Source organism: Pseudomonas sp. McL0111, from assembly GCF_052567255.1.
This window is the reverse complement of the sequence record NZ_CP199585.1, coordinates 4,403,446-4,426,525: the sequence shown is the minus strand read 5'-3', so window position 1 is coordinate 4,426,525 and position 23,080 is coordinate 4,403,446. Positions and strand designations below refer to the sequence as shown.

General features: G+C 59.1%; 16 protein-coding genes. 7 read left to right on the top strand and 9 right to left on the bottom strand.

The window, feature by feature from the left end; genetic code table 11:
* Window positions 1-47: 47 nt before the first annotated feature.
* Window positions 48-2,045 carry a maltotransferase domain-containing protein gene (locus ACTWLJ_RS20215; protein WP_445178173.1) on the bottom strand — a complete coding sequence of 666 codons (1,998 nt, stop codon included), beginning with the start codon at window positions 2,043-2,045 and terminating at the stop codon, window positions 48-50.
* A gap of 217 nt (window positions 2,046-2,262) precedes the next feature.
* Between ACTWLJ_RS20215 and ACTWLJ_RS20210 the strand changes: the two genes are divergently transcribed.
* Entirely contained in the window at window positions 2,263-2,421 is a 159-nt protein-coding gene (locus ACTWLJ_RS20210) for a hypothetical protein (protein ID WP_003224520.1), read from the top strand.
* Window positions 2,422-2,538: 117 nt separating this feature from the next.
* Here the strand turns inward: ACTWLJ_RS20210 and ACTWLJ_RS20205 are convergent, their stop codons facing one another.
* Window positions 2,539-3,036, bottom strand: coding sequence for an MgtC/SapB family protein (locus ACTWLJ_RS20205; RefSeq protein ID WP_445178172.1), 498 nt, complete (start codon window positions 3,034-3,036; stop codon window positions 2,539-2,541).
* A gap of 121 nt (window positions 3,037-3,157) precedes the next feature.
* Between ACTWLJ_RS20205 and ACTWLJ_RS20200 the strand changes: the two genes are divergently transcribed.
* From ACTWLJ_RS20200 to mapR, 3 genes are all read left to right on the top strand, one after another.
* Window positions 3,158-3,391, top strand: coding sequence for a DUF3203 family protein (locus tag ACTWLJ_RS20200; protein ID WP_445178171.1), 234 nt, complete (start codon window positions 3,158-3,160; stop codon window positions 3,389-3,391).
* Window positions 3,392-3,586: 195 nt separating this feature from the next.
* On the top strand, window positions 3,587-5,017 hold the full coding sequence (ccoG, locus tag ACTWLJ_RS20195) for a cytochrome c oxidase accessory protein CcoG (RefSeq protein ID WP_445178170.1): 1,431 nt from the start codon (window positions 3,587-3,589) through the stop codon (window positions 5,015-5,017).
* A 185-nt stretch (window positions 5,018-5,202) separates the two neighbouring features.
* Window positions 5,203-6,612 (top strand): GntR family transcriptional regulator MpaR, encoded by a 1,410-nt coding sequence (gene mapR / locus ACTWLJ_RS20190; protein ID WP_445178169.1) that lies wholly within the window; start codon window positions 5,203-5,205, stop codon window positions 6,610-6,612.
* 150 nt (window positions 6,613-6,762) lie between these two features.
* Here the strand turns inward: mapR and ACTWLJ_RS20185 are convergent, their stop codons facing one another.
* The 7 genes from ACTWLJ_RS20185 to tpx all read right to left on the bottom strand — a co-directional run bounded on the left by ACTWLJ_RS20185 (window position 6,763) and on the right by tpx (window position 19,764).
* Entirely contained in the window at window positions 6,763-7,509 is a 747-nt protein-coding gene (locus tag ACTWLJ_RS20185) for an SDR family oxidoreductase (RefSeq protein ID WP_445178168.1), read from the bottom strand.
* 107 nt (window positions 7,510-7,616) lie between these two features.
* Complete coding sequence (locus ACTWLJ_RS20180; RefSeq protein WP_445178167.1) at window positions 7,617-9,698, bottom strand: putative bifunctional diguanylate cyclase/phosphodiesterase; 2,082 nt, start codon at window positions 9,696-9,698, stop codon at window positions 7,617-7,619.
* Window positions 9,699-9,968: 270 nt separating this feature from the next.
* Window positions 9,969-11,429 (bottom strand): efflux transporter outer membrane subunit, encoded by a 1,461-nt coding sequence (locus ACTWLJ_RS20175; protein ID WP_445178166.1) that lies wholly within the window; start codon window positions 11,427-11,429, stop codon window positions 9,969-9,971.
* Complete coding sequence (locus ACTWLJ_RS20170; RefSeq protein ID WP_445178165.1) at window positions 11,426-14,533, bottom strand: efflux RND transporter permease subunit; 3,108 nt, start codon at window positions 14,531-14,533, stop codon at window positions 11,426-11,428. The genes ACTWLJ_RS20175 and ACTWLJ_RS20170 overlap by 4 nt, the downstream gene beginning before the upstream one ends.
* A gap of 142 nt (window positions 14,534-14,675) precedes the next feature.
* On the bottom strand, window positions 14,676-17,771 hold the full coding sequence (locus tag ACTWLJ_RS20165) for an MdtB/MuxB family multidrug efflux RND transporter permease subunit (protein ID WP_445178164.1): 3,096 nt from the start codon (window positions 17,769-17,771) through the stop codon (window positions 14,676-14,678).
* Entirely contained in the window at window positions 17,768-19,075 is a 1,308-nt protein-coding gene (locus tag ACTWLJ_RS20160) for an MdtA/MuxA family multidrug efflux RND transporter periplasmic adaptor subunit (RefSeq protein ID WP_445178163.1), read from the bottom strand. Before ACTWLJ_RS20160 ends, ACTWLJ_RS20165 begins: the two co-directional genes overlap by 4 nt.
* A 188-nt stretch (window positions 19,076-19,263) precedes the next feature.
* A complete protein-coding gene (tpx, locus tag ACTWLJ_RS20155) occupies window positions 19,264-19,764 on the bottom strand; it encodes a thiol peroxidase (protein WP_075945110.1) in 501 nt (166 codons plus the stop codon).
* A 336-nt stretch (window positions 19,765-20,100) separates the two neighbouring features.
* Between tpx and ACTWLJ_RS20150 the strand changes: the two genes are divergently transcribed.
* From ACTWLJ_RS20150 to ACTWLJ_RS20140, 3 genes are all read left to right on the top strand, one after another.
* Complete coding sequence (locus tag ACTWLJ_RS20150; RefSeq protein ID WP_401211191.1) at window positions 20,101-20,529, top strand: YciI family protein; 429 nt, start codon at window positions 20,101-20,103, stop codon at window positions 20,527-20,529.
* Between the two features lie 309 nt (window positions 20,530-20,838).
* Window positions 20,839-21,612: a hypothetical protein gene (locus tag ACTWLJ_RS20145; protein WP_445181386.1), complete on the top strand. Its 774-nt coding sequence runs from the start codon at window positions 20,839-20,841 to the stop codon at window positions 21,610-21,612.
* A gap of 10 nt (window positions 21,613-21,622) precedes the next feature.
* Complete coding sequence (locus ACTWLJ_RS20140; protein ID WP_445178162.1) at window positions 21,623-23,074, top strand: DUF1254 domain-containing protein; 1,452 nt, start codon at window positions 21,623-21,625, stop codon at window positions 23,072-23,074.
* The last annotated feature ends 6 nt before the right edge of the window (window positions 23,075-23,080 follow it).

Sequence of the window (23,080 nt, the reverse complement as noted above, 5' to 3'; positions counted from 1 at the left end):
CAGCCCAACGGGGATAAATCCCCTCGCCACAATGTTCGGTGCAGGGTTTATGACGCGGTAATTCGCCAAATCCCGAACGGCTGATACGACGGATCTATCCGCATGAACTGGTACTTGCCGTGCCAGTCCCAGCGATGGCCGTTCATCAAGTCTTCGCCGTGGGTGGTCGCGTCATCCGACAGGCCCATTTCCCACAGCGGCAGTTCGAAATTCGCCTCCTGCACGTTACGCGGGTCAAGGTTGACTGCCACCAGAATGAAATTGCTGCCATCGGCGCTGCGCTTGCCGAAATACAGAATGTTGTCGTTCCAGGCGTTGTAGATTTTCAGCCCCAAGTGAGTGTGCAACGCCGGGTTCTGCCGACGGATGCGGTTGAGCTGGGCGATCTCGGCGATGATGTTGCCGGGGGCATTGAAGTCGCGGACACGGATCTCGTATTTCTCCGAGTCGAGGTATTCCTCTTTGCCCGGTACCGGCGCGGCCTCACACAGTTCATACCCGGAATACATGCCCCACAGGCCGGAGCCCATGGTCGCCAGCGCCGCCCGAATGAGAAATCCCGGGCGCCCTGACTCATGCAGGAACGCCGGGTTGATGTCAGGTGTATTGACGAAGAAGTTCGGCCGGTAGCACTCGCGCCACGGCGACTGATTGAGTTCAGTGAAGTATTCCGCCAGCTCGGCCTTGGTATTGCGCCAGGTGAAATAGGTGTAGCTCTGGCTGTAACCCACCTTGCCCAGACGCGCCATCATTGCCGGCGTGGTAAACGCCTCGGCGAGGAACATCACCTCCGGATGTTTTGCCCGAACATCAGCGATCAGCCATTGCCAGAACGGCAGCGGTTTGGTGTGCGGGTTGTCGACGCGAAAAATCTTCACGCCTTCTGTGACCCAGCCGACGACGATGTCGCGCAGCTCGACCCACAGGCTCGGAATTGAGTCCGGCGCATAGAAGTCGACGTTGACGATGTCCTGATATTTCTTCGGCGGGTTTTCCGCGTATTTGATCGTGCCGTCCGGCCGCCAGTTGAACCAGCCCGGATGCTGCTTGAGCCACGGATGGTCCTGGGAACACTGGATGGCAAAGTCGAGGGCGATTTCCAGACCATGCTCGGCGGCAGCGGCCACCAGGCGGCGGAAGTCTTCGCGGGTACCGAGTTGCGAGTGGATCGCTTCGTGTCCACCCTCCTCGCTGCCGATCGCGTAAGGACTGCCCGGACCATCGGGCCCGGCAATCAGGGAATTATTGCGGCCCTTGCGATGGCTGCGGCCAATCGGGTGAATCGGCGTGAAGTACAGCACGTCGAAGCCCATGTCCTGAATCATCGGCAGCCGTGAATGCACGTCATTAAAGGTGCCGTGACGGTGGGGATCGTCGGTGATCGAACGGGGAAACAGTTCGTACCAACTGGCGAATTCCGCCAGTTCGCGCTCGACGTCCACCGGGAATTCGGCGCTCAGGCTCAAGTAGGCGCGGTGATCGGCCTCGGCCATCAGTTGCGCACTGTGCGAGTGCAAGAACAGCGCGACCTGCTCGGTTTCGAGCAACCCGGACAATTTTTGATGCAGCGCAGCCAGTTGTTCGCTGAGCTGACCGTCACTGCGCTCGGCGGCCTGTTGCACCATCGTGCGACCTTCTTGCAGCTCCAGAGAAACCGGAACCGCTGCGCTGTGTTTCTTTTCCAGTTCGTACTGGAAACTGGCGAAATGGTCGATCCACGCTTCGATACAGAACACATATCTGCCCTGCACCTCAGGGCGAAAACGCCCTGCCCAGCCGTTATTGCCTTGATCGCTCATGACCTCGCTGTGCCAGGTGTCATCGACACCGTCACGCCAGCGGATGCGCACCGCCAGTTTGTCGTGACCGTCAGCGAAGACTTTGCTGGTGACCACGATTTCGCGGCCGACGACGGCTTTGACTGCGAACTGCCCGCCATCGAGGGTCGGCATGGTGTTTTCGATCACGATGCGCGGCAACAGCAACGCCTGCGACAGCGGCATGTGCGGGTTGTAGCTCAGCTCTGAGGGTTTTTCAGCAGTCATCGAGCATCTCTCCTTAACGCCCCAAGGACGCTCTTGTGCCGGATCAGTGTTCACAACGAAGCAGCCGCCCCGGGATGAACTCACTTAGTTTCCGAGCGACCAGCGCGGGGAAAAGTTCACGGGGATTTGCCTGCGGATAAAAGCGGATCGAATTCGTCATCAAGTGGTCAATCCACTTAAGCACTTCTCACGCCATGTGCCACACGGAGGTCATCAGATGAATATCCCGATCCCGGCGGAAACGCCTGATCCGAACATCGACAAACCCACCTTGCCCGAGACCGAACCGCAGCCGATCCCGGAACAGGAGCCGCCTGGAACCACGCCGCCACCAAAAGAAGAACCCCCAACCACCATGCCCCCGGTCATCGTCTGACTACCCAAAGCAAAATCAAAAGATCGCAGCCTTCCGCAGTTCCTGCAGAACCCCTGCAGGAACTCACGAGTGAAACGAGGCAGCGATCTTTTGATCTTTAGCTACAGGACTTATGTGTCATTCCTGATCTTTTTCGAAGAGTTTGACGATCCGGGGCATCACGCTGAAAACCCCCAGTGCCAGCAACGTACTGAGCAACGCCGTCGCCTCTTTACCCAACCCGGCCGCCACGCCAATGGCGGCGGTCATCCACAATCCGGCGGCGGTGGTCAGGCCTTTGACGTGGCCCTCGTCACCTTCGTGATTCTTCAGGATGGTGCCGGCACCAAGAAAGCCGATACCGGCAATCACCCCCTGCACCACCCGACTCATCGCGTCAGCCTGTGCGCCTGACACCTGCGGCACCATCACAAACAACGCCGCGCCGAGCGCCACCAGCATGTGCGTACGCACCCCGGCAGCCTTGCCCTTGTGTTCACGTTCAAAGCCGAGAATCCCGCCCAGCACCGCCGCCATCAGCAACCGCACGGTAATCCGCGTCAATTGCGAGGCATCGCCGATGTCGGCAAATTCTTGTTGTAGCGTGTCCAGCACTTCCTGCCACCAGGCGTTCATCGCGCGATCCCTGAGAGGTCGATAGAGCATGGACAGCAGCGACCATTAATCGGTTGCGTAGAACGATCATCCGCCGCTGCGCCCTAACCTTTCAGACACCTCCGAAAAAAGGACAGCCCCCATGACCGTACGCATCGAAAACCAGACCTGTTTTTTTGCCACTGAAAACGGCGAGCAGATCCGTCTGTGCGGCGACTTGACGGTGATCACCGACAGCGAAAAAGCCATGTCGGCGGTGGAAATCGAAGGACAGCGCATCTACATCACCGAAGTAGAGGCCGATGCATTGACCGTAGCAGGCGCCACTGACGGTCGTAAGCATCTGAAAGCCGATGAGAGTGATTCGGTGATTTGACTGACCCTGATCAACACCCGGCGCAGACGCCTGCGATAGGCGTTTGCGCCCATTGTGGCGGGCTGCTTCAAGTTGTCGCAGGGACTGGGTAAAAGCGCATCTGATACGCTTTTTATTCAAATAGCTGAGTCTGTTATGCAAACAGATCGGCGCTCATAGTGCATCGGCCTGATGGAGGCTGATGAGCGAAAGACCATGAGCGAACAAATCCCCGTCCGAACCGTAGAAGCAACGCCAACCATAAAAAGTATTCCTGGTCGCCCAATGAAGGCAAAGGCCAGAGCCAGCGACAACCAGATCCACACCCGCAGCTTTACCGGGCTGTTCCGAACTCTGCGCATGAGCGGCACCGGGGTTCTGTTTCTGCTGTTTTTCGGCACTGTGTGGCTGAATTGGGGCGGACGTCAGGCGGTGTTGTGGGACTTGTCGGAAAGCAAATTCCACATCTTCGGCGCCACTTTCTGGCCGCAGGATTTCATCCTGCTGTCGGCGCTGCTGATCATTGCCGCGTTCGGCCTGTTCGCGATCACCGTGTTTGCCGGACGAGTCTGGTGCGGTTACACCTGCCCGCAGAGTTCGTGGACGTGGATTTTCATGTGGTGCGAGAAAATCACCGAAGGCGAACGCAACCAGCGCATCAAGCTGCAAGCCGCGCCATGGAGCCTGAACAAACTGGCCCGGCGCGCCGCCAAGCACACCTTGTGGCTGGCGATCAGCGTGCTTACCGGCCTGACTTTCGTCGGCTACTTCACCCCGATCCGCCCCTTGGCTGAAGAACTGCTGACCCTGCAAATCGGCGGCGTTTCGCTGTTCTGGGTGTTGTTCTTCACCGCCGCCACCTACATCAATGCCGGCTGGCTGCGTGAAGCCGTGTGCATGCACATGTGCCCGTATGCGCGATTCCAGAGCGTGATGTTCGATAAAGACACGCTGGCGATTTCCTACGACGTGGCCCGTGGCGAAAACCGGGGCCCGCGTAAACGCGACGTCAGCCCGACCGAAGCCGGCCTCGGCGATTGCATCGACTGCCACTTGTGCGTGCAGGTCTGCCCGACCGGCATCGACATCCGCGACGGTCTGCAAATGGAATGCATCGGCTGCGCAGCGTGCATCGACGCCTGTGACTCGATCATGGACAAAATGAACTACCCGCGCGGGCTGATCCGCTACAGTTCCGAGCGCGAATTGCAGGGTGGCAAGACTCACCTGCTACGACCGCGACTGATCGGTTACACCGTGGTGCTGTTGCTGATGATCGGCGCGCTGGCATTGGCACTGGTCGAGCGGCCGATGGTTTCGCTGGACGTAACCAAGGACCGTGGCCTGTTCCGGGAAAACGCACAGGGCCAGATCGAAAACATCTACAGCCTCAAAGTCATCAACAAAACCCAGCAACGTCAGGACTATCAGCTCAGTCTGGTGGACGGCGACGGCTTCCAGTTGCAAGGCAAGACCGAGCTGAGCCTGGCGCCGGGCGAGATTGTTGATGTTCCGGTATCGGTGGCGATGACCACGGAACGCCCGGCGAGCGGCTCGCAGACCCTGAGCTTCAAAGTGACTGACAGCGATGAGCCTGAGGTTAATAGCGTGGCCAAGAGCAGGTTTGTTGCGCCGATGAATCGCTGAGCCTTTAAGATGCTGTCATTTTGAAGCTATTACGATCATCTGTGGCCAGGGAGCTTGCTCCCGCTGGGCTGCGAAGCGGCCCCAAAAAACTTGTGAGCGCTGCGCACTCAAGCGGGACGATGCGGCGATCCGACAAACCCCCTTGCCACAGAAGCAATTCGAATTCAGTCCATCGCGAGATACCGATGAAACGCTACGAAAAATTCGCCGAAGACATCGCTGAACTGATCCGCTCCGGCGTCCTTGGCCCCGGCCAGCGCGTACCCTCGGTGCGCTACGCCAGCCAGACCTACGGCGTTAGCCCGTCCACGGTGTTCCAGGCTTATTACCTGCTGGAGCGACGTGGCCTGATCCGCGCCCGTCCGCGTTCCGGCTATTTCGTCAACGCTCACGCGCCGAGCCCGTTTTCCGAGCCAGTGATCAGCAGCCACGTCAGCGATTCCACCGAAGTCGATGTCAGCGAACTGGTGTTTTCCGTGCTGGAATCGATCAAAGACCCAAGCACCGTGCCCTTCGGTTCGGCATTCCCCAGCCCGACCCTGTTCCCGCTGCAACGCCTGTCCCGATCACTGGCCAGCGCCGCCCGCGAGATGGACCCGCGCATGGTCGTCACCGATATGTCGCCGGGCAACCCGCAACTGCGTCGACAAATCGCTCTGCGCTACATGGTCGGCGGCCTGATGTTGCCGATGGAAGAACTGCTGATCACCAACGGCGCCCTCGAAGCCCTCAACCTGTGCCTGCAAGCCGTGACCGAGCCGGGCGATCTGGTGGCCATCGAAGCTCCGGCGTTCTACGCCAGCCTGCAAGTGCTGGAACGCCTGAAGCTCAAAGCGGTGGAAATTCCGGTGCATCCGCGTGACGGCATTGATCTGGGTGTGCTCGCGCAAACCCTGGAGCGGCATCCGATCAAGGCCTGCTGGTGCATGACCAGTTTCCAGAACCCGATGGGCGCAACCATGCCCGAGGCGAAGAAACAGGAACTGGTCGAGCTACTGCGCAAGCATCAAGTGCCATTGATCGAAGACGACGTCTACGCCGAGCTGTATTACGGCCAACAAGCGCCGAAACCGGCCAAGGCTTTCGACACTGAAGGATTGGTGATGCATTGCGGCTCGTTCGCCAAGAGCCTGGCCCCCGGCTACCGCATCGGCTGGGTCGCCGCCGGGCGCTACGCGCAGAAAATCGAACGCCTGAAACTGATGACTTCGCTGTGCGCGTCAATGCCGGCTCAAGCGGCGATTGCCGACTATCTGCAACATGGCGGCTATGACCGTCACCTGCGCAAATTGCGTTATGCGCTGGAAGAACAGCAAAGCGCCATGCTCGCTGCCATCGCCCGTTACTTCCCGGCGCAGACCCGTGTCAGTCAACCGGCGGGCGGCTACTTCTTGTGGCTGGAACTGCCACCGCAGATGGATTCGTTGAAGTTGTTTCAGATGGCTTTGGCGCAAGGCATCAGCATCGCGCCGGGGCCGATTTTCTCGCCGACCCAGCGCTTTCGAAATTGCATTCGATTGAATTATGGCAGCCCGTGGACCGAGGATTCGGAGAAGGCAATGGAGACGTTGGGGCGGATTGTGCGGTCGTTCTGATGGTTTGATGTTGATTGCGCTGGCCCTATCGCTGGCAGGCCAGCTCCCACAGGTTTCGATGTCGTACACAAAATTTATGTTCAACATCAAATACTGTGGGAGCTGGCCTGCCAGCGATAGGGCCCACCAATACAACCCTAATCCATGGGCCTAACGCCCCCCACCCAAATCAACAAAAGTCCCGGTGGCATACGAAGCCTTGTCCGACAGCAGCCAGACAATCGCCTCCGCCACTTCATCCGGCCGGCCGCCACGGGCCATCGGGATTGCCGACTCAAGCTTGCTGACCCGATCCGGGTCGCCGCTCAGCGCGTGGAAGTCGGTGTAGATAAAACCCGGACGCACCGCGTTGACCCGAATCCCCTCGCCCGCCACTTCCTTGGACAGACCGATGGTGAACGAATCCAGCGCGCCTTTGGAGGCTGCGTAGTCAACGTACTCATTCGGCGAGCCGAGGCGCGACGCCACCGAAGACACGTTGACGATGCTGCCACCCTGCCCACCGTGTTTGGGCGACATGCGCAGGATCGCGTGTTTGGCGCAAAGGATCGGCGCCAAAACGTTGGTTTTCATGGTTTTGAGAATGCGGAATTCAGACATTTCATCGACCCGCGACTTGTGTCCGACGGTGCCGGCATTGTTCACCAGTGCGGTGACCCGGCCTAACTCAGTGTCGATACGTTGATACAAACCGATCACTTCATCTTCGATACTGACGTCAGCGCGAACCGCAATGGCTTGCGCGCCCAACGCGCGAACTTGCTCCAGCACACCTTGTGCGGCCTGTTCGTCTGACTGGTAGTTGATGCAAATCCGATAGCCCTGCCCGGCTGCCAACAGCGCCGTAGCCGCGCCAATTCCGCGCCCGCCGCCGGTGATCAAAACGACTTTATCCATGCTGGCCTTCCCCCGATGCACACGTAACAGTCGGGGCCAAGAATAACCGGCATTGCCGGGTTTTGCATGGGCTCTGCCAAAACCAATCCTGTGGCGAGGGAGTCAGGTCACACCGCAGCGAGTTTCTCGCCGCGCACGATGTCGAGCATGAACTTGTCCGCCGGCATCGGATGCCCCAGCAGATAACCCTGCAACGAATCACAACCCAACTGGGTCAGGAAATCCTGCTGCACGCCGGTCTCCACGCCTTCAGCGACAATGCGCAAACCCAGCGCTTGCCCCAGCGCGACAATCGCCGAAACAATCGCTGCGTCATCACTGTCATGCTCCAGATCACGCACGAAACCACGGTCAATCTTCAGTTCGTTGGCCGGCAGACGCTTGAGGTACATCAAGCTCGAATAACCGGTACCGAAGTCATCAATCGACAGGTCAACGCCCATGTCCGACAACTCTTGCAACACTGTCATGCTCGCATCGGCATCGCTCATGGCGGTGGTTTCGGTGATTTCCAGGGTCAGGCTGTTGGCTGGCAAATGATGCGTCGCCAGCGCTTTGGCGACGCTTTGCACCAGCCCGGTATGGCAGAACTGCAACGCCGACAGATTCACCGCAATGCGCCAATCGGTGTAACCCAGCACGTACCACTCGCGCATCTGCCGGCAGGCTTCGTTGAGCACCCAGTCGCCAATGGCGATGATCAGCCCGGTCTTCTCCGCCAGATCGATGAACTTGTCCGGCAACAACATGCCCTGCGTAGGGTGCTGCCAGCGCAACAGCGCTTCGGCACCGACCGGACGACCATTGGCGGCGTCGAACTTGGGTTGGTAATACAGGCTGAACTGGCTGTGTTCCAGCGCCGCACGCAAGTCCTGTAACAGTTGCAGTTGCTTGCGAGCGTTGTTGTTCATCGATACATCGAAAAAGCTGTAGCCGTTTTTGCCGCCGCCCTTGGCGTGATACATCGCCGCATCGGCGTTCATCAGCAGTTCCTGGGCGCCTTCACCATTGCCCGGATAGACCGCGATGCCGACGCTGGCGGATATCTGCAAATCATGTTCAGCCACGCGGAAAGGGCGAGCAATCAAGCCAACCTGGCGCGCAGCCAGTCCCAGCGCATCATCAGGCTCGGTCAGGCGCACCAGCAACACGAACTCGTCGCCGCCGATACGCGCCAGCGTGTCCTGACTGCGCAAGTCTTCACGCAGACGCAGCCCGACCTCACGCAGCAACTGATCACCCATGTGATGGCCAAAGGCATCGTTGACCGGTTTGAAACCATCCAGATCGATGAACATCAGCGCAAAACAGCCGCCCTGCTCATGCACCTTTTTCATCGCCTGATTGATTCGGTCGTCCAGCAGCATGCGGTTCGGCAGACCGGTGAGGGTGTCGTGCAGTGCCAGTTGGGTCAGTTCACGGTTGGCCAGCGTCAGCGAGTGCGCAAGGTCGGCAGTGCGCGCTTCGAGACGGGCGTCAAGAATCGAGGTCAGCAAGGCAATCGACAGCACTGCCAACGTGGTAATCAACACCAGACTGTCGAGGCCGTTACCCTTGAGGCCGTTGAGCGTCGCGCCGCAAAAACTGCCTTCGGGAAATTGCGCCGCCGCCATGCCGGTGTAATGCATGCCGACAATCGCGACGCCCATGATCACCGCGGCGCCGCCGCGAATCAGCCGAACATAAGGCGAATGCTGACGCAGGCGGAAAGCGATCCACAAAGCTGCAGCCGAAGCTCCGACAGCAATCAGCAATGAAGCGCCAAACAGTGTCGGATCGTAATCAATCCCCGGGGTCATGCGCATGGCAGCCATGCCGGTGTAGTGCATCGCACTGATGCCGGCGCCCATGATCAATGCGCCGAAAGCCAACTGGAACACCGGCAGCTTCGGCTGACTGACCAGCCACAGGGCAAAACCGCAGGACAGCACTGCAATCAGCAGCGACAGTGCCGTGATGGCGATGTCGTAGCCCAGATCAATCGGCAGTTTGAACGCCAGCATGCCTATGAAGTGCATCGACCAGACACCAACACCCATGGCCAATGCGCCACCCGCCGTCCAGAAATGCACCGCCCGGCCTCTGGCCGTGGCGATGCGCCCGGTAAGGTCAAGTGCGGTATAGGACGCGAGAATCGCCACACACAGCGAAATGAAAACCAGGGTGAAGGAATAACTACCAGTGAGCATGGGAATTCTCTAGGCCACCCCGCCGTACTGCGTCCGTTCTCGGTAGGGGAAAATGCGGCGATTGTACTGATTGCGCAGAAGAACGCACTGACAAAGTAAGCAAATTGCCATCAACCCGATGAAACGCTTGTTTGATCGCCCTACAACGCTCTAAGCCGCCCCTCACAGCCTGCGAAAATCCCGTGTAGGAGCTGCGGCACGCTGCGATCTTTTGATTGTTCTTTTGCAGATCAAGATCAAAAGATCGCAGCGTGCCGCAGCTCCTACCGGTTATTCGGTGGGCAGATTTCCATCCCAGCCGCCGCCCAGTGCCGCGATTAATTGCACGCTGGCGATCAAGCGGCTTTGCAGGATATTCAGCACGGTTCGTTCGTTGTTCAGGGCTGTGGCTTGCACCACCACCACGTCGATATAGGCGATCAGCCCGGCCTTGTACTGGTTCTGCGTCAACCGTAACGAATCGCGAGCGGCATCCAGTGCTTCCTGGCGAACAGCGGCTTCGTCTTCATACACCTTCAGTTGCACCAGATAGTTTTCCACCTCGCGGAAACCATCGAGCACGGTCTGCCGGTATTTGGCCACGGTCTGGTCGTACAGCGCTTCATTGCGATCAACTTCTGCCGAGCGTTGGCCGCCATCGAACAGCGGCAAATCGAGCTTCGGCCCGACCGACCAGAAGCGGTTCGGCAGGCTGATCAGGTCTTTTGAGGTACTGCTGCTGTAACCGCCGCTCAGGCTCAGGGAAAAGTCCGGGTAGTAGGCCGCTTTGGCCACGCCGATATTGGCGTTGGCGGCAATCACCGAGCGCTCTGCAGAAGCAATGTCCGGCCGACGCTCCAGCAATTGCGACGGCAGGCTCAGCGGAATCTGTGGCAGGTTCGGAATGGTCTGGATCTCGGCAATGCTGAACTCGGCTGGTGCCTGTCCGGTCAGCACGGCAATGGCGTTCTCGAACTGAGCGCGCTGCCAGATCAGATCGACCAGATCGCCCTGGGTCGACTTCAATTGCGTCTGCGCCTGCGCCACGGCATCGCGCCCGGAGATCCCGGCGCGGTATTGGTTCTGAGTCATCTGCAACGAGCGTTGGTAAGCCGTCACCGTCGACTCAAGCAAACGCTTCTGCTGATCGATCACCCGCAGTTGCAGATAGTTCTGCACCAGTTCCGACTGTTGGCTCAGGCGCATCGCCGCCAGATCGGCAAAGCTTGCCTGAGCGCTGGCCTCGTTGGCCTCAAGTCCACGGCGCAATTTGCCCCAAACATCCGCTTCCCAACTGACGCCCACTTGCGCGTTGTAGGTATCACGAATACCGCTGGAGGAACTGCTCAGGCTTGAACTGCTGCTGCCGGTGCCCTGACTGGAGCGGGTCTTGCCTACGCTGAGGTCGGCACTCGGGAAAAACGCTCCACGTGCGCTGCGCACCAGAGCCTGCGCCTGCCGGAACTGGGCTTCGGACTGGGCGACGGTCTGGTTCGAGCTGTTGAGCTTCTCGATCAACCCGTTAAGTTGCTGATCACCGTACAACTCCCACCAGGCGCCACGCGCCAGCGAATCGCTCGGGCTGGCCTGACGCCAGCCTTCGGCCTCTTTGTACTGGGCAATTTCAGTGGTTTGCGGGCGCTGGTAGTCCGGGCCGACGGCGCAGGCACTGAGCATCGCCACGCACAGTGACAGGCTCAACAAACGCGAGCCCCGAACAGTGGCCAGATTGATAAGCGAACGGTCAGTCATAGCGGAGTTTCCAGAGCTGCATCGGTACGTACGCCACGCCATTTATTGAAGCGATGGCGCAGTTTGTCGAGATAGAGGTAAACCACGGGGGTGGTGTAAAGGGTCAGCACCTGACTGAAGATCAAGCCACCGATGATGGTCAGGCCCAACGGCTGACGCATTTCGGCGCCCTCGGCACGGCTGAGCAGCAGCGGCAAGGCACCGAGAATCGCCGCCAGCGTGGTCATCAGGATCGGCCGCAAGCGTTGCAGACAGGCACTGCGGATCGATTCCAGTGGAGTCATGCCCTGATGACGCTCCAGTTGCAGCGCCAGATCGATCATCAGAATCGCGTTTTTCTTTACCACGCCGATCAGCAGGAACAGACCGAGCAACGAAATCAGGCTGAACTCACCGCCGAGCGCATAGATCGACAGCAACGCGCCGACGCCGGCTGATGGCAGGGTCGAAAGGATCGTCAGCGGGTGAATATAGCTTTCATACAGCACACCCAACACCAGATACACCGCCAGCAGAGCACCCAGAATCATGAACGGCTGACTCTTCTGGGTCGCAGCGAATGCATCGGCGGTGCCGGCCATTTTCGCGATCACATCTTCCGGCAGACCGACTTTGGCAATCGCCCGCTCGATAGCGGCACTGCCCTGCTCCACCGTCACGCCTTCAGCCATATCGAAAGAAATATCTTCCGAAGCGAACTGGCCTTCATGGCTGACGCGGTCGTCTTCGAGGCTGCTTTCGTAGTGGGCGATGGTCGACAGCGGAATACGCGCACCATCAGCGGTAATCACCTGAACCTGCTTGAGCGTTACCGGGTCTTGCGCATACTTCGGATTGACCTCCATCACCACTTGATACTGGTTGAGGCTGTCGTAGATCGTCGAAATCTGCCGCTGGCTGTAGGCGTTGTTCAGCACCGAGGTGACCATGTTCATGTCCACGCCCAGACGCTTCGCCTGATCACGGTCAACAATCAGCGTCACCTGTTGCGCGCCGCGACCTTCGCGGGCATCGATGGCGGTCAGTTCAGGCAAGGCTCGCAGCGCCGCAACCACTTTTGGATACCACTCGCGCAACGAGCCGAGGTCACCGCTTTGCAGAATGTAGCTGTACTGCGAGGTAGTCTGCTCGCGGCCACCGCCGAATTGCAGATCCTGATCCGCCATCAGCATCAATTGCGCACCCGGCACCTTGGGCATTTCCTTGCGCAGGCGTTCGATGACCTTCTGCGCCGACATCTGGCGCTCTTTGATCGGTTTCAAACGCACCAACATGAAGGCGTTATTGGTGCCGTTGGTGCCGCCAATGAAACCGGCGACACTTTCCACTGCTTCGTCCTTGAGCACGGCGCGGCGGAAGATTTCCATCTTCGGCTGCATCACGCTGAACGACAGGCCATCGTCGCCCCGCACAAAGCCGATCAACTGGCCGGTGTCCTGTTGCGGCATAAAGGTTTTCGGCACCACCACGTACAGCGCGACGTTTACGCCGACAGTGACAAACAGGCTCAACAGTGTCAGGCGTCGATGACGCAACACCCAATCAAGGCTGGTCGCATATTTCGCGACCATCCACTCGTTGGTGCGGCGGCTCCAGCGCTGAAGGCGGTTTTCCTCGCCCGGCGTGTGCGGCTTGAGCCAGCGGGCGCAAAGCATCGGGGTGAGTGTCAGCGAAACCACCAGTGACACCACGATTGCTGCGGCCAGGGTGATGGAGAACTCGCGGAACAAACTCTCGATAATCCCGCCCATGAACAGGATCGACAGGAACACCGCCACCAGCGAAACGTTCATCGACAGCAGGGTAAACCCGACTTCCTTGGCCCCAAGATAGGCGGCCTTCATCGGTTCGACGCCTTCGTCGATGTGCCGGGAGATGTTCTCCAGCACCACGATGGCATCGTCCACCACCAGACCGGTGGCGAGAATCAGCGCCATCAGCGACAGGTTGTTCAGCGAAAATCCGTACAGGTACATCACGGCAAAGGTGCCGACCAGCGAAACCGGTACCGCGAGTGTCGGGATCAGCGAAGCACGGAAGTTACCGAGGAACAGAAATACCACCAGAATCACCAGTGCCACGGCGATCAGCAAGGTCATTTCCGCTTCATGCAGCGTGGCCTTGATCACCGGCGAACGATCCATCGCCAGATTCAGTTTGACGCTGGCCGGCAGCACGGCTTGCAAGGCCGGCAACTGCGCCTTGATCTCGTTGACCGTCTCGATGATGTTCGCGCCGGCCTGCCGGTTGATCACCAGCAATACCGCCGCATCGTCGTTGAAGAAACCGCTGTTGTAACGGTCTTCGACGCCATCGCTGACCTTGGCTACATCCTTGAGGCGCAGTGCGGCGCCGTTGGCGTAGTGGATGATCAGCGATTCGTAATCCTTGGCTTTCTCCAACTGGTCGTTGGCCTGAATCTGCCACAAGCGCTCGCCATCTTCGACCGAGCCCTTGGGCCGGCGCACGTTGGCATCGGCAATGGTCTTGCGCACATCGTCCAGCGCCACACCGTATTGATTCAGTGCCTGCGGTTCGAGTTCGATGCGCACTGCCGGCAGCGAACTGCCGCCGATCTGTACTTCACCGACACCCTGCACCTGGGACAGGCTCTGGGACAGGATGGTCGAGGCCAGATCGTAGAGTTGACCCTTTTCCAGCACATCCGAGGTCAGCGACAGCACCATGATCGGCGCCTGCGACGGGTTGACCTTCTTGTAGGTCGGCATGCTGCGCATCCCGCTCGGCAGCAGATTGCGCGAAGCATTGATCGCCGCTTGCACTTCCCGCGCCGCGCCGTTGATGTCGCGGTCGAGGTCGAACTGCAGAATCACCCGGGTCGAACCCTGGCTAGACCGGCTGCTCATGGTGTTGACCCCGGCGATGGCGCCGAAGGAGCGTTCCAGCGGCGTGGCCACGGTAGACGCCATGACCTCCGGGCTCGCACCGGGCAGGCTCGCCTGCACCACGATCACCGGGAAGTCCATTTGTGGCAGCGGCGACACTGGCAGCAGACCGAAGCTGACACCGCCCAGCAGCATGATCGCCAGGCTCAGGAGCATGGTCGCGACCGGGCGCTTGATGAAAGGACCGGACAGGTTCATTGACCGCAGTCCCCTGCTTCACGCCACACTTCTGTGGGAGCTAGCCTGCTGGCGATAGCGGAGTGTCTGCTTGCATTGATGTTGCCTGTGCCTGCCCTATCGCGAGCAGGCTCGCTCCCACAGGGATTGAGGTGCGTCAAAATCATGCTTCCACCTCTTTGGCTTCGGCCTTGCCCCAGCGCCGACCGAGGCGGTCGAAGTACAGGTAGATCACTGGCGTGGTAAACAGGGTCAACACCTGGCTGACCAGCAACCCACCGACCATCACCAGACCCAGCGGCTGGCGCAACTCTGCGCCGGAACCGGTGGCCAGCATCAAGGGTATTGCACCAAACAACGCCGCCAGCGTGGTCATCAGAATCGGCCGGAAGCGCAGCAGCGCCGCCTGATAAATCGCCTGCTCCGGTGCCATGCCTTGCGTACGTTCGGCGTCGAGGGCGAAGTCGATCATCATGATCGCGTTCTTCTTGACGATGCCGATCAGCAGAATGATGCCAATGATCGCAATCATCCCCAGGTCATTACCGCTCAGCAGCAGCGCCAGCAACGCGCCGACCGCCGCCGATGGCAACGTCGACAGAATGGTGATCGGGTGGATGTAGCTCTCGTAAAGCACACCGAGCACGATGTACATGGTCACCACCGCCGCCAGAATCAGCAGCAAGGTGCTCGACAGCGAGGCCTGGAACGCTTCGGCCGCGCCCTGGAACTGTGTCTGCACGCCAACCGGCATGCCGATGTCCTTCTGCACTTGCTCGATAACGTCCACCGCATGCCCCAGCGCCACGCCGGGTGCGAGGTTGAACGACATCATCACTGCCGGGAACTGGCCGATATGGGTGATCGCCAGTTGTGCCTGACGTTCTTCGACATGCGCCAGACTCGACAGACGCACCTGCGCGCCGTCCGTGGTCTTGACGTGAATCTGATCCAGCGCCTGCGGGCCGATCTTCTCTCCGGCCTGAGCCTGCAATACCACGCGGTATTGGCTGGCCTGGGTGTAGATGGTCGAAATCTGTCGCTGACCGAAAGCGTCGTACAGCGCATCAGTGATATTCGCCACCGAGACGCCAAGGCGTGAAGCCGCATCGCGGTCGATCACCAGATAGACCTGCAAACCCTTGTCCTGCAAATCACTGGCAACGTCGGTAAGTTCCGGGCGCTGCGCCAGTGCCTCGACCAGACGGCCGCTCCATTGACTCAACAACTCGGAGTCCGGAGAAGACATGCTGAACTGGTACTGCGTACGACTGACCCGATCTTCGATGGTCAGGTCCTGCACCGGCTGCATATACAGGCGAATACCGACCAGTTTGTTCAGTTGCGGCTGCAGGCGTGCAATCACCTGCGTCGCGCTCAGATCACGATCGCCATGGGGTTTGAGGTTGATCAGCAAGCGGCCGCTGTTGAGCGTGGCGTTGTCACCATCGACGCCGATGTAGGACGACAGGCTTTGCACCGCTGGGTCTTGCAGGATGATCTTGGCCAGTTCCTGCTGACGCTCGCCCATGGCCGCGAAGGAAATCGACTGCGGCGCTTCGGAAATACCCTGGATCACCCCGGTGTCCTGCACCGGAAAGAAGCCCTTGGGCACGATCATATAAAGGAAAACAGTCAGTGCCAGCGTTCCGACGGCGACCAGCAACGTCAGTGGCTGGTGCTTGAGCACCCACTGTAATCCACGTCCGTATTTGGCGATCATCCAGTCAATGCAGGCGCCGCTGGCCCGATAGAAGCGGCCCTGCTCGTGTGCTTCCGGCTCACGTTTAAGCAAGCGAGCGCACATCATCGGCGTCAGAGTCAGTGAGACCACGAGAGAAATCAGGATCGCCACCGCCAGAGTGATGGCGAACTCGCGGAACAGCCGGCCGACCACGTCAGCCATGAACAGCAGCGGAATCAGTACGGCAATCAGCGACAGGGTCAGAGAAATCAGGGTGAAGCCGATCTGCTTGGCGCCCTTGAGCGCAGCCTGCATCGGGCTGTCGCCCTCTTCTATGAAGCGCGCGATGTTTTCCAGCATCACAATCGCATCGTCGACCACAAATCCGGTGGCGATGGTCAATGCCATCAGCGTCAGGTTGTTGACCGAAAACCCGGCAAGGTACATCACGCCAAAGGTGCCGATCAGCGACAGCGGCACGGCCACCGACGGAATGATCGTGGCGCTGGCGCGACGCAGGAACAGGAATGTCACCATCACCACCAGTGCGATGGCGATCAGCAGTTCGTGCTGCACGTCCGTCACCGAGGCGCGGATGGTCTGGGTACGGTCGGTCAGCACAGTGACTTCGAGGCCGGCCGGCAAGTTGTCGGTGATGCTCGGCAGCAATGCCTTGATCCGGTCGACCACTTCAATCACGTTGGCGCCCGGCTGACGCTGAATATTCAGCAGCACTGCCTGGTTTTCATTGGCCCAAGCGGCGAGACGTTCGTTCTCGGCACCATCGACGATTTCCGCCACGTCCTTCAGACGCAACGGCGCGCCGTTCTTGTAGGCGAGGATCAGGTTGGCGTAGTCCTTGGGCGACGTCAGTTGATCATTGGCATCAAGCATCGACACCCGGGTCGGGCCGTCGAAGTTGCCTTTTGGCTGGTTAACGTTGGAAGCACCGATCAAGGTGCGCACGTCCGACAGGTTCAGGCTGTTGGCGGCCAGTGCTTCCGGGTTGACCTTGATCCGCACGGCCTGCCGCTGGCCGCCAGCGATGCTGACCATGCCGACGCCGCTGATCTGGGCGATTTTCTGCGCCATGCGCGTATCGACCAGGTCGTTGAGCTTGGGCAGGAGCATGGTTTTCGAGGTGATAGCCAGAGTCAGCACCGGGGTGTCAGCCGGGTTGACCTTGTTGTACACCGGCGGTGCCGGCAAGTCGGTCGGCAACAGATTGGTCGCGGCGTTGATCGCGGCTTGTACCTGTTGTTCGGCGACGTCCATATTGATGTCGAGGCTGAAACGCAGGGTCAGCACCGAAGCGCCACCGGAACTGGTCGAAGCCATTTGCGTCAGGCCGGGCATCTGTCCGAACTGGCGTTCAAGCGGCGCGGTGACCGCGCTGGTCATCACGTCCGGGCTGGCGCCGGGGTACAGCGTCATGACGCGGATGGTCGGGTAGTCGACCTGAGGCAAGGCCGAGACTGGCAGCAAGCGGTAAGCAATCAGGCCGGCCAGGACAATGGCCAGCATGCTCAGGGTAGTGGCTACCGGACGGAGGATGAACAGCCGCGAAATGTTCATGCGCCCTTCTTGGCCTTTTCAGTGGCTGGGGCATCTGGTGTGCTGGCGGCGGACTTGCCTTGCAGGTGTTCGGTCGGCGTAGTCGGTACGGCGTTGCTGTCATTGACCACTTCGACTTCGCTGCCTTCTTTCAAGCGGTCGGTGCCTTCCAGCACCACGCGGTCGCCGGCAGCCAGGCCTTCGGTGATTACGGTGTTGTTGCCGTCACTGGCGCCGATTTTCAATTGGCGGATGGTGACTTTCTTGTCGCCGTCCAGCGCATAGACGAAGGTGCCATTGGTGCCGAACTGAATGGCGGCCGACGGCGCCAGAACCACGCCTTTCAGGGTGTCGGCCAGCAGGTGAACGTTGACGAACTGATTGGGGAACAGCGATTGATCGCGGTTTTCGTAACGCGCCTTGAATTTCAGGGTGCCGGTGGCGACGTCGATCTGGTTGTCGAGGCTTTGCAGTACGCCGGTGGCTTGCAGTTTGGTGTCGCCGCGATCCCACGCTTCAGCCGGCAGTTTGGCGCCGCTGCGATAACGCGCGAGCACGGTTTCGAGGCTGTTTTCCGGCAAGGTGAAGGCGACGCTGATCGGTTGAGTCTGGGTGATCACCGCGAGAAACGTGGTGTCGTTGGCCGCCACAAGGTTGCCGACATCAAGCTGACGCAGGCCGACACGACCGGCAAGCGGTGCGCGGATCTTCGTGAATTCGAGATTGAGCTTGGCATCGTTGACCGCAGCCTGATTGGTCTTGACCGTGCCCAGATATTGGCCGACCAGTGCCTCGGCGGTATCCAGCGTCTGTTTGGCGATGCTGTCTTCCTTGAACAGACCACGATAACGCTCGACATCAACCTGGGCGTTTTTCAGTTGCGCCTGGTTCTGCAGCAAGGTGCCTTCGGCTTGAAGCAAAGCATTCTGGTACGGACGCGGATCGATCTCCGCGAGCAAGTCGCCCGCCTTGACCATCTGCCCTTCTTCGAAATTGATCTTCACCAGTTCGCCGCCCACCCGGCTGCGCACATTGATGGTGTTAAGCGCGGTGACCGTGCCCAGCGCCTTGTAATACAGCGGGAAATCCCCCGTGACCGCTGGCGCCACACGAACCGGTATCGGCCCCGCCGCCCCGCCAAAGCCCGGACGCATCATGCCCGAACGCCCGGCGTGCCCGGCCTGCGCCTTCGCGGCGGCATCCTTGTGGGCTGAGCTGGCAGGCCAGAATTTCCAGCACAGGCCGGCAATGATCAGCAGCACAAGCAGGCTCAACAGCCAGCGACGGGAGTTACGAGAGGACGATTGCATGGATTGATTAACCATTGGGCGCGTGGGCTTCTTTTTACGGGAGGCTGAACGATAAGCACTGATGGAGATTAAGCAAAGCAGCTTTACCGGCTATTTACTTTCAACTTACGTTTCAAGGTGTGTGGCAAGACACTGATACACAAATGAAAACGGCCTGGACAGAGCCAGGCCGTTAACAATTGTAAAAGCGCTTTGTGAATCGATTACTTCAGAACAGCCAGAGCTGCTTCGTAGTTCGGTTCTTCAGCGATTTCCTTGACCAGTTCGCTGTGCAGGACGTTGTCATTTTCGTCCAGAACAACGACCGCACGAGCAGTCAGGCCTTTCAGCGGGCCGTCAGCGATGGCCACGCCGTAGTTCTCGATGAACTCTGCGCCACGCAGGGTCGACAGGTTCTGGACGTTTTCCAGACCTTCGGCGCCACAGAAACGAGCCTGAGCAAACGGCAGGTCAGCCGAGATGCACAGAACGACGGTGTTGCTGATGTCGTTGGCCTGAGCGTTGAACTTGCGCACCGAGGTAGCGCAGGTCGGAGTGTCGACGCTTGGGAAGATGTTCAGCACTTTGCGCTTGCCGGCGAAGTCTTTCAGGGTGACGTCCGACAGGTTGCCGGCAACCAGGGAAAAGGCTGGCGCCTTGGAACCGGCTTGTGGCAACTGGCCGTTGACTTGAACCGGATTGCCTTTAAGGGTGACTTGAGCCATGACTTGAGTCCTTCTGAACGTTTTGATTGGAAAGCATGCAAGAGGCCGAAGTTAACCACGAAATTGTCCTACGACCTATGCCCCGAGCAAATTTGTCATTCTTTGAAACGCAAAATTGCATACAACTTCAAACCCTGTGGGAGCGAGCTTGCTCGCGAAAGCGGTCTGCCAGTCAACACTCTATGCTGAATGTGACGCCATCTTCGCGAGCAAGCTCGCTCCCACAGGATCTGCGGCGATATCGAATACACAATTCTTTATTTATAAACGCTGTCGATTCCAAGTGTTCCCATTCGACTATCCCGTGAATCCCGCACATTCTCTGGAGATATCACCATGCGATTCATGATCCTAGTAAAAGCCAGCGCCGACTCCGAAGCCGGCATCATGCCCAGCGAAGCACTGATCACCGAGATGGGTAATTTCAACGAAGAGCTGGTCAAGGCCGGCATCCTTATCGACGCCGACGGCCTGCATCCCAGCAGCAAAGGTGCGCGCGTGAGATTTTCCGGTGACAAGCGCACGGTGATCGATGGGCCCTTTATTGAAACCAAGGAACTGGTCGCCGGTTACTGGATCTGGGAGGTGAAATCGAAAGAGGAAGCCATCGAATGGGTCAAACGCTGCCCCAATCCGATGCCAGGCACCGAAGCCGAGATTGAAATTCGCCAGATATTCTCGCCAGAAGACTTCGGTGCAGAGTTCACCCCCGAGGCCCGCGAACAAGAAGAACGCATCCGCGAACAAGCCAGGAAAAACGCCTGATCCCGTGTAGGAGCTGCGGCACGCTGCGATCTCTTGATCTTGAAAAACAGAATCAAAAGATCGCAGCGTTTCGCAGCTCCTACTTTTTTTGCGCTGATCATTAACTTTTTAGTACACACGCCAAGTGTGCGCTTGTACACAAAACCAAAGAATTAATACATTCGACTGGCTTACTGCGGATAAGCTGCTAGCGTCAATCAGACGCGTCCTACAGGCTTGAAAAGAAAGGATTTACGCGTAACGGCCGAGAAGTGCCGAGTCGTCCAATAAGCCACCAGGGAATCGGGGACCATGTTGAAAAGATCGGGGATGTGCGCCTTGCTGCTGGCGAGTTCGCTGGCGCCTGTGTTTTGCGTGCAGGCAGACAACGCTGAGACAGCCAACAAAAGTAACAACCCGTTGAACCTCGCTCCCGGTGCCAACCTTCAGGATTACTACACGCCCAAGCTGTTCGACAGTAACGTCCACACCAACGACGCCTTGCTGCGCGGAACGCTGCCAGTAGCACCCAACGATTTCATCGGTGTGCCGCAATTGCTCCGCGCAACCATGCCGATCAGCACCCGTCCCGATCCGCATGGCGGCTACAGCACCGGCATTGGCGACCTCAACCTCTTCGATATTTTCCTGCTCAAGACTGACGGCGTGCAGTTGGGCATCGGCCCGCAGATCACCGCGCCGACGGCTGCCGAAGATGAGCTGGGCACCGGCAAATGGCAGGCCGGGCTTGCCGCTGTGGCGATCGACTCATCCCCTCGTGGATTGCTCGGCGCACTGGTGCAGTACCAGAGTTCGTTCGCCGGCGACCATGATCGCGCCCACGTCGAAACAGCGACGATGCAGCCCTTCATCATCCATAACCTGCCCAAGGGCTGGTATCTGCGCTCCACCGGCACCTGGACGTTCGATCTGAAAAACGACACCCACTACATCCCGATCGGTCTGGGTGCGGGCAAGGTCTGGAAGTCCGGCAGCAACATCCTCAACGCCTTCGTCGAACCGCAGTGGACGGTCGAGCGCAAAGGCGATGGTGTGCCGCAATTCACCCTGTTCGCCGGTATCAACGTCACCTTCGGAAAATAAGGACATTCCCATGCACATTGCTCTTCGCGCAGCCGGTTTCAGTGTGATGGCCCTGTTCGCCAGTTGCGGTGTCGGCGCCCAGGACCTTGATACGCGCATCGGCAAGATTGCGATGGAAGGCGAACTGCCGGCCCACGAATCGATTGCCAAACTCTACGCTGAACTGGATTTCCAACAGGCGACGCAGAGCTATCTGTGGGCATTGCCGCTGGTGTCCTACGCGCAATGGCAGGAAGAATTTCGCGACAAGCTCGGCGCGCACAGCGGCGATCTGATGGTGCTCAACAGCTACGAAGACAAACTTGGCGTGATCACCGCCAACGCCACCACGCCATACATCCTCGGTTTCGTCGACCTGAGCGAGACCGGGCCGCTGGTGATCGAACTGCCGCCCGGCCCGACTGCCGGCGGCATCGGTGATTTCTGGCAACGAGCAATCATCGACATGGGCCAGACCGGCCCTGACAAGGGCCAGGGTGGCAAGTATCTGGTATTGCCACCGGGCGCCGAGCCTCCGGCAGATGCCGGTAAATATTATCTGGCCAAGTCGGAAACCATGAACGTGCTGGTGGGCTTCCGGGTGCTTGATCCTGATCCGGCCAAGGGCAAGGCGCTGGTCGAAAAATTCAAGATGTATCCGTACGCCAAACGCAACGAGCCAAGCACCACCCGCCTGCTGTCGCCCGGCGGCAAACCGTGGTCGGGCACCCAGCCACGCGGCATCGCTTACTGGGAACGCCTGCATCAGATCATCCAGAAGGAACCGGTCAACGAACGTGACCGCTTCTATATGGCGATGCTCGCCAGTCTCGGCATCGAGAAAGACAAACCCTTCAACCCCAACACCCAGCAGCGACAGGCACTGGAGCAAGGCGCGCAGATCGGCGAGTTGATCGCCAAGGCCAACACCTTCGCCAAGCGTTTCCCTGATGCCCAGTACTGGCCTGACCGTCATTGGGACACGGTACTGAACATCGCCGAGCCGTCACAACGCGTCGCTTATTACGACCAGCTCTGGGAGCGCAGCGCGTGGTTCTACGAAGCGGTCACCAACACCAAAGGCATGGTTTCCAAGACCCCGGGCCTGGGCCAGACCTATCTGGGTGCCTACACCGATGCCAAAGGTGACTGGCTCGATGGCGGCAAGACTTATCGCCTGCACGTCGGCACCCCGCCGCCGGCCAAACAGTTCTGGTCGATGACCGTTTACGACATCGATAGCCGTTGCCTGATCGACAATCCGCAGCGCAAGGCCGACCTGTCGTCACGTCAGGATCTGAAGAAAAACGCTGATGGTTCGGTCGATCTGTATTTCGGTCCGACCGCGCCCAAAGGCTTCGAGAACAACTGGGTGCAAACCCTGCCGGGCAAGCACTGGTTCAGTTACTTCCGGCTGTATGCGCCAACCGAAGCCTATTTCGACAAGAGCTGGAAACTCGACGACATCACCGTCGTACAGTGATCAAGG